Annotated in this window: 11 protein-coding genes; 6 read left to right on the top strand and 5 right to left on the bottom strand. The window is 42.4% G+C overall.

Annotated features, from left to right (window positions below):
- Positions 1-2: 2 nt before the first annotated feature.
- Entirely contained in the window at positions 3-4061 is a 4059-nt protein-coding gene (locus tag OQY15_RS10520; RefSeq protein ID WP_265791292.1) for an amino acid adenylation domain-containing protein, read from the top strand.
- A 9-nt stretch (positions 4062-4070) separates the two neighbouring features.
- Positions 4071-4817 (top strand): 4'-phosphopantetheinyl transferase superfamily protein, encoded by a 747-nt coding sequence (locus tag OQY15_RS10515; RefSeq protein WP_265791290.1) that lies wholly within the window; start codon positions 4071-4073, stop codon positions 4815-4817.
- Here the strand turns inward: OQY15_RS10515 and OQY15_RS10510 are convergent.
- Positions 4778-5947, bottom strand: coding sequence for a glycosyltransferase family 2 protein (locus tag OQY15_RS10510; RefSeq protein ID WP_265791287.1), 1170 nt, complete (start codon positions 5945-5947; stop codon positions 4778-4780). The two genes, OQY15_RS10515 and OQY15_RS10510, sit on opposite strands and share 40 nt — an antisense overlap.
- Positions 5948-5953: 6 nt before the next feature.
- A complete protein-coding gene (locus OQY15_RS10505) occupies positions 5954-6865 on the bottom strand; it encodes a glycosyltransferase family 2 protein (RefSeq protein ID WP_265791285.1) in 912 nt (303 codons plus the stop codon).
- A 197-nt stretch (positions 6866-7062) separates the two neighbouring features.
- Here OQY15_RS10505 and OQY15_RS10500 point away from each other — a divergent pair, with 197 nt between their 5' ends.
- The 4 genes from OQY15_RS10500 to OQY15_RS10485 are packed head-to-tail and all read left to right on the top strand — an operon-like array spanning position 7063 to position 10191.
- Positions 7063-7923, top strand: coding sequence for a beta-1,6-N-acetylglucosaminyltransferase (locus OQY15_RS10500; RefSeq protein ID WP_265791283.1), 861 nt, complete (start codon positions 7063-7065; stop codon positions 7921-7923).
- Entirely contained in the window at positions 7907-8278 is a 372-nt protein-coding gene (locus OQY15_RS10495) for an FdtA/QdtA family cupin domain-containing protein (protein ID WP_265791281.1), read from the top strand. The genes OQY15_RS10500 and OQY15_RS10495 overlap by 17 nt, the downstream gene beginning before the upstream one ends.
- Positions 8256-9356, top strand: coding sequence for a DegT/DnrJ/EryC1/StrS family aminotransferase (locus OQY15_RS10490; RefSeq protein WP_265791279.1), 1101 nt, complete (start codon positions 8256-8258; stop codon positions 9354-9356). Before OQY15_RS10495 ends, OQY15_RS10490 begins: the two co-directional genes overlap by 23 nt.
- Before the next feature lie 19 nt (positions 9357-9375).
- Positions 9376-10191: a methyltransferase, TIGR04325 family gene (locus tag OQY15_RS10485; protein WP_265791277.1), complete on the top strand. Its 816-nt coding sequence runs from the start codon at positions 9376-9378 to the stop codon at positions 10189-10191.
- 4 nt (positions 10192-10195) lie between these two features.
- On the opposite strand, the gene OQY15_RS10480 is transcribed toward OQY15_RS10485, so the two are convergent.
- Genes OQY15_RS10480 through OQY15_RS10470 form a run of 3 tightly spaced genes read right to left on the bottom strand, consistent with a single transcriptional unit; the run spans position 10196 to position 13093 of the window.
- The gene (locus OQY15_RS10480) at positions 10196-10627 is read right to left on the bottom strand and encodes a hypothetical protein (protein ID WP_265791270.1); all 432 of its coding nucleotides are present in this window, start codon (positions 10625-10627) and stop codon (positions 10196-10198) included.
- The gene (locus OQY15_RS10475; RefSeq protein WP_265791268.1) at positions 10628-12067 is read right to left on the bottom strand and encodes a GMC oxidoreductase; all 1440 of its coding nucleotides are present in this window, start codon (positions 12065-12067) and stop codon (positions 10628-10630) included.
- Positions 12068-12091: 24 nt separating this feature from the next.
- Positions 12092-13093, bottom strand: a complete 1002-nt coding sequence (locus OQY15_RS10470; RefSeq protein ID WP_265791265.1) for a UbiA prenyltransferase family protein — start codon at positions 13091-13093, stop codon at positions 12092-12094.
- Between the last annotated feature and the right edge of the window lie 19 nt (positions 13094-13112).

Genomic DNA, 13112 nt, shown 5'->3' with positions numbered 1-13112 from the left:
AAATGATAAACAGTAAAGATAATTTTACATTCAAAAAAGTTGATTTTGATCCTTTTGCTTCCGGAGAAGTGCTTCATACCGCTCCTGCCACGGAACCACAAAAGGAGATCTGGACTTCCTGCATGCTGGGAGGCAAGGATGCCAGCAGAGGATACAATGAATCGGTATCTCTCCGGCTAAAAGGCACTATTAACGTTGACTATCTGAGAACAGCGCTTGAAAATCTCATTGAGAGACATGAAGCCCTGCGTTCGGCATTCAGTCAGGATGGCTCTACGATTATCATTCTTGACCGGGTGAGTGATTATCTTACAATTACTGATCTTTCTAAATTATCTGCAGCAGATCAGGAACGGGCACTAAAAGATTATGTTCTTGAAGACGCCTTGTTTCTCTTCAACCTGCTGGATGGTCCATTGTTTAAAGCAGGTATCCATAAACTTTCCGAGCAGGAATATCATTTTACCTTCACAGGTCATCATATCGTTTGCGATGGCTGGTCGCTGGGCATCATCCTGCAGGATCTGAGCAAGTTTTATTCTGCACTGGCAGTTCATCGCCTACCGGCTTTGCCTGAAGCCAAGCTGCTCACTGAATTTGCAAGGGAACAACTTGTTTTTGCAGACAGTAAAGAACGCGAAACGATAGAAAAATACTGGCTCGGTCAGTACAATAAGGAGATCCCGGTGCTGGATATGCCTACCAGCAATCCCCGTCCCGCAGCGCGTACCTATAAGAGTAAAAGATTGGATTTCCAGCTTGATGCCGATCTTCTACAAGGTTTGAAAGCTACAGGAAAAGCCGAAGGTTCAAGTCTTGTGCTCACACTTTTGTCTTCTTTCGAGATTTTCCTGCATCTCATTACCGGACAAAAGGATATTGTGGTCGGCTTACCTGCTTCAGGTCAGTCGATCACCGGCAATTATAACCTGGTGGGTCATTGTGTAAATCTGCTGCCCCTACGAAGCCGTCCAAGCAAAAATTATACTTTTAAGGAGTACCTGAAACTCCGGAAACCAGGAATCCTGGATGCGTTTGATCATCAGCAAATTACCTGGGGAAATCTGCTTCGGAAACTGAAAGTAGCCAGAGATCCATCGAGAATTCCGCTTGTTCCCGTAGTATTTAATGTAGATATGGGACTGGATGATGGTGTAGCCTTTGAAGGTCTCGAGTATGAACTGATCAGTAACCCGAGGGAATACGAAAGTTTTGAACTGTTTATCAATGCAAGCGGCTCAGAAAAGTCTTTTACCCTGGAATGGTCCTTCAATACACAGTTGTTTGATGAGCAGATGATCCGCCAGATGATGGATGGATATGAGCACATCCTGAGATTCATCGTTGCGCATCCTGCCAGTAAGATCAGTGACCTGCTTGTACCGGGCACCTCAGATTACCTGAGACAGCCAGTGTTTAAAAGAACGACAACGATCTCCAATGTTAGACAGATCAGCAGTTCAGGAGAGAAAACGGACCTGGGCAACCTGACTATCCAGCAGTTATTTGAAAATGCTGCCCAGATCTTTAAAGATAAACCTGCGATCAGTTTTAAAGATGAAATTATTAGTTACAGCAATCTCAACATCCGGGCAGATAACCTGAGCAGGGCGATTTTACATTATGCCCCTGATGAAGAAATTATTGGGATCAGTACCACCAGGGAACTCAACATGGTTGTTGCTGTGATTGCCATCCTCAAGGCCGGAAAAGCATACCTGCCGCTGGATCCTACCTATCCTGAGGACAGGCTCAACCAGATTATCGATGATTCCGGCCTGAATTTCTGTGTAGCAAGTGCCATAGAAAACAAATTTTTTAATAAACTGGATCTTGAAACTATAGACTTTGACCGTACCTATAGTCTTCCTGAACAGCCCTTACCTTTCGAGAATTCCAATGCCTATGTATTATACACCTCAGGATCTACAGGAAAACCTAAGGGTGTGTACCTTACCCAGCGTGCGCTGGTCAATCTGATTATCTGGCAGAATACGCATTCCATTGCCAATTCTGAAAGTAAAACTTTACAATTCGCCCCGCTTACTTTTGACGTATCCTTCCAGGAGATTTTTGCTACCCTTACCACCGGGGGACAATTGATCCTGATCGATGATGTGATGCGCCTTAACCCTGATAACTTGCTGGCAAAGATCGAAAGGAACAAAATCAACAGGATCTACCTTCCTTTTGTTGCCCTCCAGTTTTTATCAGAAACAGCCGTAAGTATTGGTAAATTCCCTGCTACTCTGCAGGAAGTGATGACTGCCGGAGAGCAACTAAAGATTACGCCTCAGGTGGAGAGCTTTTTTAAAGGTATTCCGGGATGCGTGCTGTACAATCAGTATGGCCCCACAGAATGCCACGTGGTAACGCAATTGAAACTTAGTGGTAATCCCTCCCGCTGGCCGGGTTTGCCGAACATCGGAACACCTATCGCGAATACAGATATCTATATCACTGATGAAAACCTGGAGATTCTGGGTGATGGTGAAATTGGGGAGTTGTGTATTGCCGGTGCAAGTCTTGCCTCAGGTTATTTAAATAAACCTGAACTCACAGGGCAGAAGTTTTTACCACTCAATCTGCAGAACAATACGCAGACCCGTATCTATCGTACGGGTGACCTGGCCCGGATCTTAACGGATGGCAATATAGAATTTATCGGGCGTAACGATGATCAGGTTAAAATCAGGGGTTACAGGATTGAAATCGGTGAAATCGAAGTGATGCTCAACCGTGTTCCCGGTATTGCACAAGCTGTAGTTACGGCAAGGGAAGATCATAATGGCCAGAAAAGACTGGTAGCATATCTTCTCTCTTCCAACGGACAGGAAGATACCAGTTATGTCAGAACAGAAATACAGCATCGGTTACCGGTCTATATGATTCCTTCGGTATTTGTATGGATGAAGGAATTTCCGCGTACAAGCAGTGGCAAGATCGATAAGCTGGCTTTACCGGCACCTGATCAGCTACACTTTGCCAACCAGACCACCTATACGGCACCACAAACAGAAACAGAAAAACAGATTGTTGCCATCTGGGAGGAATTACTGAATGTAAAAGACATCGGAATAGATGATAACTTCTTTGAGTTGGGTGGGCACTCCCTAATTGCCATCCAGTTTATGATCCAGATCGAAAAGGCAAATAGTCATGGTTTACCACTGGCAACGCTTTTTGAATATCCGACCATCAGAACTCTGGCAAGATTGTTTGACGGACAAAACAAGCCCACAGCGTATACATCACTGGTGCCTATCAAACCTACAGGATCAAAAACGCCAATCTACATCGTTCATGGTGGTGGATATAATGTACTCAACTTTAGCGGTATAGGGTTACACGTAGATACAGAGCAGCCTGTATTTGGAATTCAGGCCCAGGGGCTGGATGGTGTGGAAGAACCGATGGATAATATGGAAGATATAGCAAGGTACTATATTGAGAGTATCCTGGTACAAAATCCTACAGGTCCTTATGCCCTGGCGGGATATTCATTTGGTGGCTATGTTGTGATTGAAATGGCAAGGCAGCTGAGGCTGATGGGCCATGACATCAAACTACTCGCTATTTTTGATACCAATGCTAAAAACCTTGATTTCCACGGAACGGGAATGGGTGTGTATATGGAGAAAGTGAAAAAACAATTACCAAAATTCTGGTGGATTGTCAAGTCTCTGGTACGCAATCCAAAAAAGACCCTCAGCTATCAGAAATTTCTGCTGATGAAAAAGGTGAATTCTGTACTGGGAGTGAAAGATGTGATAGAGGAGCGCCAGGGAGCTATTTATGAGATCATGCGCAGAATTGACGAGAAATATGAGATCGCTTACCAGGCTTATAAACTTGCGCCATTCAATGAAAAGGTTCATCTCTTCAGGGCAACAGATAATGTTTACTTTGTAGAAGACTGGAAGTCTCTTGGATGGCAAAAGTATGCCATGAAAGGAGTTGAGGTCTATGATGTTCCGGGGGATCACAAAACAATGCTGCTGGCACCATTTGATAAGTCTTTTGCAAGGAAATTGCAGGAGGTATTGGATAATGTATCCTAAAGAGCTGAGATGCCGGGCTATCGTTTATATTGCGGGAATATTAAACCGGATGCTCATACCGGCACTTATGAAGGATCTGAAGGCGTGATCAATATCTGGCTGATAGATATCAGGAAGCAGATACCTTTTCTGGCACAGCTGGAGCAGGTACTCAGTCCGGCAGAAAGAATGCGTGCTGCGCGTTTTCATCAGCAAAAAGACGCGCAGCAGTTTATCATCACCCGTGCAATTCTGAGAATACTGCTGTCAGATACTTTGATGGAAAAGCCGGGGGAAATTACTATTCTCAGCTCAGACAATAAAAAACCTGTGCTTGCCTATCGCTCCGAAGTTCAGTTCAATGTATCACATGCTGAAAACTATGCGGTTATTGCCATCTCAAAACAGCCTGTAGGAATAGACATAGAATTTATCAAACCCGGTTTTGATTATCATTCTGTAGCTGAATATGCATTTTCTACTGCTGAATCAGATTACCTGAAAGGTAGCAGCATCCCTGATACTGACTTTTACCGGATCTGGACACGGAAAGAAGCATTTCTTAAAGGCCTGGGATCAGGGCTTGTCAACGATTTGAAACAGATCAGTTGTTTAGATGCCGCAAATGATATTTCATCCACTATTGAAGGAGTAAGCAGTGATTGGGAACTGAAAACTATCGATCTCAGTCCCGCTTATATCATGAGTATTGCCTACGAGCGCACTGCAATCCTGAATCAGATTTTTCTTTTCGATTTCTCCCAGGCAGCACTCTGATTTTTTTGATAATATCTGATGATTCCTGCCAGTACTGCATAGTTCATCACACAAAAATAGTAGGGAATAAAAAGAGCTTTGATACGGATATTTCTGCTTTCAAAGTAGTACCCGGTTAAACTGAGTGCGTAAAATAAGATTTGTAACACAAAGAACACCTGGTAGAACGCGCTTTGCGTATTTACGGCAATAATAGCGTTGAGAATAAAAACCAGAAATAACAGAAATGGCGTGATCGTCCATCGCAATACGCGGTGACTGATATACTGGAATGTAAAGACAGGATTATGAAAGGGATTGGCGGCTTTTTTTAAACGTAGGATAGACTGAATTCCTCCCGCAGCAATTCTGATTTTTCTCTTCAGTTCCTCTTTCACATCTGCCGAAGCCGTTTCCATAGCATATGCCCCCGGCTCGTAAGCGATAATATATCCGTTCTCAGCAATACGCATGGCGATCATATGATCGTCAATAATCGTATCACTCTCTACCGGCTGGTACAGTGCAGTACGGATAGTGAAAAGCTCTCCTGCAGCACCTACATTGGAATACAGTTCATAATCCCATTTCTTCAGCTTGGATTCATATTTCCAGTAGAAACCCTCTCCGGCCGAGCTGGCATCCGCAACTTCTTCCACAAGTATTCTTTTTTCCCCTGCTACAGCTCCTACTTTAGGATTCTGGTAATGCTTCACCAATTCCAGCAGGGCATCTTTGTTCAGGAAAGTATTGGCATCTGTAAAGACGGTGATCTCACCCTGAATAAAGGGAATAGCCCTTTTAATAGCTGCCATTTTCCCTGCCCTCGTATCTTCATGCAAAAGAGTTACGTCATTAAATCCGCGTACTTTTTCAGCAGTACTGTCAGAAGATCCGTCGGTGATAAAGATCACCTGCATTTTATCTTTTGGATAATTCAGTGTGAGGGTATTTTCTATTTTTTCTTCAATGATATCTTCTTCATTGTACGCAGCGATGAGCACAGTCACGGTTGGAAGTACCGCCTCTTTTTTAAATGAAAACGGTTTATTAAAAATGGCTTTAATCTTTACCAGAATATAAAGTACAAAGCCGTAACCAACAAATGTGTAAACGATCAGGAAAATGCTGATCCAGAAAATTATAATCATCAATATCTATATTTTAAAACCAAGTTCGGTACTATCTTTTGAATGGCTAAAGTTCCATCCTATTCCACGATAAACCCATTTCACCAAGTCGTTACGCCCCTTTTTCAGATAAATCAGTATCTGTTTCGGACAAGCAAGGCCGATATAGTATATACAGAATAGTATGGTATTTAGCAGACCGGTATTTCTCCTGATAAACAGGATCCTGTTGCGGGTCATAAAGTATGTTTTGATCATACTCTCCTTTCCAACACTCATGGATTCCTTATGGTAAACTGTCGCGTTGCCGGTAAACCAGATCTTCTTCCCTGCCCTTTTAAATTTCTCACACCAGTCGAGCTCTTCATAGTACAGAAAAAACTGTTCTTCCATCATGCCTACAGTTTGCAGATCGGCAGTTCTGCACATCATTGCTGCCCCATGGCAAAATCCTGTTTCCCTGCTCTGTCCATCATACTGGCCTTTGTTCAGTTCCATTCCGCCAATTACGCTGTTCCTGCAGGTTAGATAGTTCATTTCTGTAAAGCCCGCATACTGGATCACTTCAGGGGCATCATAGTATAAAAGCAAGGGCGATATGAGTCCTATTTCAGGATTATTATCCAGCTCAGCTGTCAGTGTTTCTATCAATCCTGCAGTGATTTCGGTATCATTATTTAACAATAGCAGGTAATCGCCGCTGGCCTTTCGGATGCCGAGGTTGTTTCCTCCGGCAAAACCGAGGTTCTGTTCTGACCGGATGTAAATCAGGTCTGGATATTCCGCTAAAAAACCTGCCTGATGATCTTCCCTGCTTCCGTTGTCAACTATGATCACTTCCAGGGCTGAGAGATTTGCATGGAGCTTGATAGATTTAAGAAAGTCTATCGTTACTTCAGGCTGGTTAAAATTAACACTGATGATGGAGGTGCGCTTCATGTGAAGTAAAAGTACTTAAATTCATGAGTATAAAAATCATTTTTTAATCCTTAAGCGAGTATAATGGGTCATTTACTCCAATAAGTTATAATCATCGACATTTTAATCAAAATATAATTTTGGTTACTTACCTTGCACCATTGTTTTTATCTAACCAATATAAGCACGTAGGAAAATAATTAACTGAGCTTCTAAAAATGCGCGTCGCACATCTCATATTGACTTACACCAATCCCGGGCAAACCGAGAGGATGATCCGTAAATTATATCATGATAATTTCGATTTTTACATACATGTAGATAAGAAATTTGACATCACCCCACATTTGTATCTGAGTGCATTACCTAATGTTTATTTTGTACGTAAACGGACGGATGTCACATGGGCGGGCTTCAGTACAATCATTGCAACATTTGAGTGTATCAAAGAAATTGTGGCGACCGGAATTACCTACGATTTTATCAATTTTCTCAGTGGACAGGATTATCCGATCAAGAGTGCGGATTATATCCATGATTTTTTTGAAGAAAATAAGGGAAAAGAATTCCTGAGTTTCCGGGATTTCAGGAATGACTGGAAGGAAGGTTTGCTCAGAATGGAACGGTATTATCTTTCTGCATACAACTTCAAAGGGAAATACAGAATTGAACAATTGATCAATTTTATCATGCCCAAAAGAAAAATGCCCCGCAACCTTCATCCTTTCGGAAAATCTATGTTCTGGATGCTGAGTCCTGAGGCGGCAATGTATGTGGTGAATACAGTTGAAAATGACAAAAAACTACGGAATTTCTTCTGGCTTTGCTGGGCAAGTGATGAATTTGTATTCCAGACCATTCTGATGAATTCAGTTTGGAAAGATAAAGTCATCAATAATAATTACAGGTATATCGACTGGAGCGCAGGCGGGCCAAATCCTAAAATACTTAACGAGAGTGACGCCCCGCAACTGGCAGCAACCGACGATCTCTTTGCAAGGAAATTTGACGTGGTCAATAGTCCGGAGATACTCGATTATATAGATAACTACATCTTAACGCATGGCGCACATAATTAACATACAAACCTTTAAAGACAGCCGCGGAATACTTACGGTACTCGACAATATTGTCCCTTTTGATATCAAGCGCTTATTTTATATCTATTCCGTAGACGATACCGACCGGGGTGGACACCGTCACCATGAGACTCATCAGGCTGCCATTTGTATACAGGGATCCTGCGAGATCACTAATAACAATGGTTCAACAACCGAAATTTTTAAGCTCGACAGCCCGGAAAAATGCTTAATATTACTACCCGAAGACTGGCATGTGATGCACAACTTCAGTGCTGATGCCATACTTCTGGTATTGGCATCTACTGCATTTGATCCAAAAGATTACATCTATGAGCCGTATGATACCGTATGAAAGCCTGCAAATATTAAACAAGCCTTTCGAAGAGAAATTTAAGAGCAAATTTTCAGATTTCCTTGAAAAGGGATGGTACATTCTTGGGGGAGAAGTCAGTGCGTTTGAAGCTGAGTTTGGGGCTTATCATGGGCAGCAATCTGCAGTTGGTGTAGCCAACGGACTGGATGCATTAATTCTGGCACTAAAGTGTTGTGGTTTTAAAAGTGGTGATGAGGTAATCGTTCCCTCCAACACCTATATTGCTACAATCTTATCGATTATACACTGTGGTCTGACACCAGTTCTGGTTGAACCGGATATCAGGACTTATAATATTGATCCATCTGCTATCGAAGATGCGGTAACCTCCAGAACCGTAGCGATCATGGTCGTCCATTTGTATGGCCAGTGCTGCGACATGGACCCTATCCTGACGATTGCCAGGGATCGTGGACTTAAGGTTATTGAAGACTGCGCACAGGCTCATGGTGCAAAGTACAAAGGCAAACTTGCCGGTACATTCGGTGATTTCGGGGCCTTTAGTTTCTACCCTACCAAAAACCTTGGTGCCCTGGGGGATGCCGGAGCTATCCTCTGCAAATCTCCGGAGGACGAGCAAAAACTGAGACAGCTAAGAAATTATGGTTCCGAAAAAAAGTATCATAATGGGGTGATCGGTTACAACTCGAGACTTGACGAATTACAAGCGGCTTTTCTGAGAATTAAACTTCCACATCTGGACGAGATTAATCAGCACAAGAGAAAACTTGCTTCGATTTATTTTGATTTGCTGAATGACACCTTTATCAAGCCCCGGATTGATGCGGATTATTACAATGTATATCACATCTTTAATATCCTGCATCCGAAAAGAGATCAGCTGAAAGCTTACCTGGCAGAACACCATATCATCACGGAAATCCATTATCCCGTTGCACCACAGGATCAGGTAGCACTCCAGGAATATCTGCTGCATTTCGACTATCCGGTATCGGCACAGATCCATGAGACAACCTTAAGCCTGCCCTGCTCTTTTGCACATACCGAAGAAGAAATACGCCAGGTAGCCGAAGTCATGAACAGGTTTAGCGCGTGATCAACTATATAACTATCAAATGATACACTATTTACTGAAGGAATTAGCGCCACCCATAGCACAAAGTTTAAGATGGTACAGTTTTAAATATGGATGGAAAGGCTCCTACAAAAATTTTAAAGAGGCAGAAAGCCAGTGTGAAGGATACGACCAGGAACATATTCTCAACCGCATTATTGAAAGCACTTTAAAAGTCAAAAACGGCGAGATAGCCTACGAACGTGACGGGATTGCCTACGACGAAGTGCAGATGAATTTCCCCTTGCTGAAAACGCTTTTGTACATTGCTTCTTTAAATGATAACGAGCTTACTGTGATAGATTTTGGGGGCTCTTTAGGTACAACATACTATCAGAACTATCCTTACCTGAAACATCTCAAAAAACTAAGATGGTGTATCATTGAACAGCCAAAATTTGTAGAGGCTGGTAAGGCGCAGTTTGAGAATGAGCATGTCCGTTTCTATCCTACCATTACTGAATGCATGAAAGAAAATGACCCGCAGCTTTTTCTGATCTGCAACGTACTGCAATACCTTGATGAGCCTTATCAGCTGCTGGATGACATCAAACAAACTAGAATACCCTATCTCATGCTGGATTTTATGCATTACAATGATAAAAATGCAGACCGGATCACCATCCAGCACGTACCTCCGGTTTTTTATGGTATAAAAGCCTCCTACCCATGCCGCTTTTTCAGCAGGATAAAAATCGAGGATAAATTGTGTGAAAGTTATGAGAAAAGATATGATTTCATATCCTCTCCTGAAAAATACTACATCCAGTTAAAGCCCTTCCGGTACGAAGGTGCTTTATGGGAACTGCGCAAATAGTTGATCAGGGTTCTGTGATGTCGGCAGCAGGCCAGATGATAAAAGAGTAAGGGTTTGGGATTGCGCTTGTATAGGGTGAATATAATCCTACATAATGCACAAGCTTACTCTCATCTGTTTTATTGATAAAAAAGTCTGAGGATAATAAGAAGTATTTAATCAAATCCCTGACACGGTCAGACTTTTCATAATTCAATTGAAGATAGTAAGTGGTTTTCCATTTTAAAGTCGACAAGGTATCGTTTCCAAGTCTGTTAAAATAATCCACTACATATTTCTCCATGCTACCAGGAGCAATCTTTAAGTAGTTTAGCTCCTTTTTGAGTACTTTCAATGCATATTCCTGTGTACCCGGAGCGATATAGTAGAGAGCCGGAGGCACAATACACAACCCTGCGCCTAGTCCGGCTAATGTGATGAATGTTCTTCTTTTCATTTAAAACGATTTGTCGGCTGTAAATAAAGACAATGCAGAAACAGTTAATGTAGGATTTGACGGCCCGAACGTAGAAAAAGCTCCTGCCCCCAGAACAAAGAGATTGCGGTACTGGTGATGAATTAGATGTTTATCTACCACCCCTTGTTCTTTGTTGTTGCTCATCCTGGTACCTCCAATGATATGTCCTTCATGCGAAGCGGGATCCAGATAAATCAATTTTTCTACCGGCAGGCATGATAAGAGTTCCGGCATCTTTTGTTTCATCTGCTCAACTGCTTTCAATGTATACTGTGACCTTTCAGCAAAATGAACCGCCGGAAGAAACTGATTTTCTGAAGTAGTAATGTAATTGGACTCCAGGGGAAGATCTTCAAAAACTAACCTGAAACTGGCAACATTTAAATGTTTGCCGCGCTCCAATCTGATATCATAAGGTGCATTATTAGCTTCAATCAAACACGCGGCATAGTCTTTCCGGTGATCGCCATCATACAGCATGTATCCATTGGCATTCACCCAGGTACTACCCCCTGCGTTGGTCATATTTTCCAGATAGATCAGTACCTGCATTCCGAGCTGCTCCCCGAAACCTTTTCCCGTCAATGGATTTTTATCACCCGACTGCAGGAGGATATTACTGTTAAAAAATGGGTTCGCACCCAGCACAATTACTTCTCCACTGGCTGACTGCTCTTTCCCATTTTGCCGGAAAAGTACTTTTTTAACTACATCATTTGCCGTTTCCAGCTGGTGTACTTCTGCACCATAAAGCAGTTCGACACGTGTATCTCCATAAACGCCGAGGTTCGAATTTTCAATAGTAAACTTTGCATTCACAGGGCAGGTTTCGCAGGTGCTGAATGCCATACAGCCATTTCTATGCGCTGTGGCCCGGCTTGCGCGTGCACCCGGTTGACTCACATATTGATTCCCGTAGGTTTTATGCATGATTTTATCCACCAGGCTAAAGGCATGTGGCGGCAGCGGATATTTTCCTTTGCGGGGAAAAGGTGTACCCTCAGGGCCGGATATATTCATGAGTTCTTCAGCCTCGTAGTAATACGGATCAAGATCATTGTAATCCAGGGGCCAGTCCTGCGCTACCCCATATTTTGATTTCATTTTGAAGTCGTTGGGCATAAACCTTGGGGTACATCCCCACCAGCAATTGGAGGAGCCACCATATCCTAATGAAAACGGCCATTCCTTGGTCTTGCTTTTGTTTATAAAGGCCTGTTCATAAGGCAAATCATACTTCTGATACGCTGTTGGGATACCCCTTTTCACTTTTACACGTTCTGCCTGGGGAAAAAAATATCCCTTCTCCAGCACCAGTATTTTTTTATCTGTTTTTACTTTTGATAAGTACTTCTTTAAAAAGAAACTGGACGCAAATCCAGTACCTACAATTACCAAATCGTAATGATCGTATTTCATCAAATCGTTTTTTATCGTATCAGCTTAGTAGTTATTTGCATTCTTGAGGAACCAGTACAGCCAGGGGATCTTTACAAACATGAGCACACAGAGCATGATTGTAAACAAAACCAGATATAGCATAAACCATTTTCTGGTGTATAATTTTTCTGAGCCCTGAACCGGAGAATCATTGAGTAACCCAATTTTGAGATACCATGAGAACAACAATGCAAAGAAAGGAAAACTGACCAGTAGCTCTATCCTGTCTTTAATCAAAAATATGCCGAGGAAAAATGCAGAGGTAATGGCGTAGAAGAACATAGAAACCAGCAGGCTGTTCTCCGAATAAAATTTGAATGATCTGCGGTACTGCCCTGCGATCTGAGGATCTCCGATCAGCCGGTATTCTGCAAATCTTTTGGTAGCCATCAGAAATGCGCCGCCCATCCAGTAAGCGATAATAATACTTACCGGTGGAAAGGTATTAATCCAATCCAGATCCCATTTACTACCCGGAATACCCAAGGCCGGCGTAAAAATAAACCAGCCCGCGGCAAAGCGGATCGGGTTATTGATAGACTCGCTTAAAACATCTAAAAACACCCTGTCTTTACTCCTGGAAGGTCTCACATTATAGATGACACCCATTACCAGTAAAAAGAGCGCCATCGATAAAAACTTGATAGACACCAGATAAGCCAGACTTAATCCAACTACACCCAGAATAGCGTATTCTACATAAACGATTACCGGATTGATCACTGTAACTACAGCAGAGCGCTTATTTTTTAAGGGATGGAATTTATCAAAACCTTTATCAAGATATTCATTGATCACATAGTTGGCGGAAGCAATTAAACAAATACTAATCAGCCCCATGATAATCTTTCCTATCAGGGCACTATCAAATGGTGTTTGAAAAATTGATAAGGCGAAGAGCATACCGGGGATCATGAAAGCGTTCTTAACCCAATTATCCGGTCGCGCAATGGCAATATATTCTTTCAGCTTCGCAGGCTGCTGCTGTACAGTTTTATCAGTCATTATAGCTATAAAATTATCA

The organism is Pedobacter sp. MC2016-15 (genome assembly GCF_026239695.1).
In the GTDB taxonomy this organism is placed as follows: domain Bacteria; phylum Bacteroidota; class Bacteroidia; order Sphingobacteriales; family Sphingobacteriaceae; genus Pedobacter.
Note: the sequence above shows the minus strand (reverse complement) of the source record. Positions and strands in the feature narration are given on the sequence as shown.

What these genes read in the sequence shown, in the direction of transcription:
- OQY15_RS10490 (WP_265791279.1), top strand. Translation starts at nt 8,256, where the DNA reads ATGAGCCGTATGATACCGTATGAAAGCCTGCAAATATTAAACAAGCCT.
- OQY15_RS10515 (WP_265791290.1), top strand. Translation starts at nt 4,071, where the DNA reads ATGCCGGGCTATCGTTTATATTGCGGGAATATTAAACCGGATGCTCAT.
- OQY15_RS10510 (WP_265791287.1), bottom strand. Translation starts at nt 5,947, where the DNA reads ATGATTATAATTTTCTGGATCAGCATTTTCCTGATCGTTTACACATTT.
- OQY15_RS10495 (WP_265791281.1), top strand. Translation starts at nt 7,907, where the DNA reads ATGGCGCACATAATTAACATACAAACCTTTAAAGACAGCCGCGGAATA.
- OQY15_RS10500 (WP_265791283.1), top strand. Translation starts at nt 7,063, where the DNA reads ATGCGCGTCGCACATCTCATATTGACTTACACCAATCCCGGGCAAACC.
- OQY15_RS10485 (WP_265791277.1), top strand. Translation starts at nt 9,376, where the DNA reads ATGATACACTATTTACTGAAGGAATTAGCGCCACCCATAGCACAAAGT.
- OQY15_RS10475 (WP_265791268.1), bottom strand. Translation starts at nt 12,067, where the DNA reads ATGAAATACGATCATTACGATTTGGTAATTGTAGGTACTGGATTTGCG.
- OQY15_RS10520 (WP_265791292.1), top strand. Translation starts at nt 3, where the DNA reads ATGATAAACAGTAAAGATAATTTTACATTCAAAAAAGTTGATTTTGAT.
- OQY15_RS10470 (WP_265791265.1), bottom strand. Translation starts at nt 13,093, where the DNA reads ATGACTGATAAAACTGTACAGCAGCAGCCTGCGAAGCTGAAAGAATAT.
- OQY15_RS10505 (WP_265791285.1), bottom strand. Translation starts at nt 6,865, where the DNA reads ATGAAGCGCACCTCCATCATCAGTGTTAATTTTAACCAGCCTGAAGTA.
- OQY15_RS10480 (WP_265791270.1), bottom strand. Translation starts at nt 10,627, where the DNA reads ATGAAAAGAAGAACATTCATCACATTAGCCGGACTAGGCGCAGGGTTG.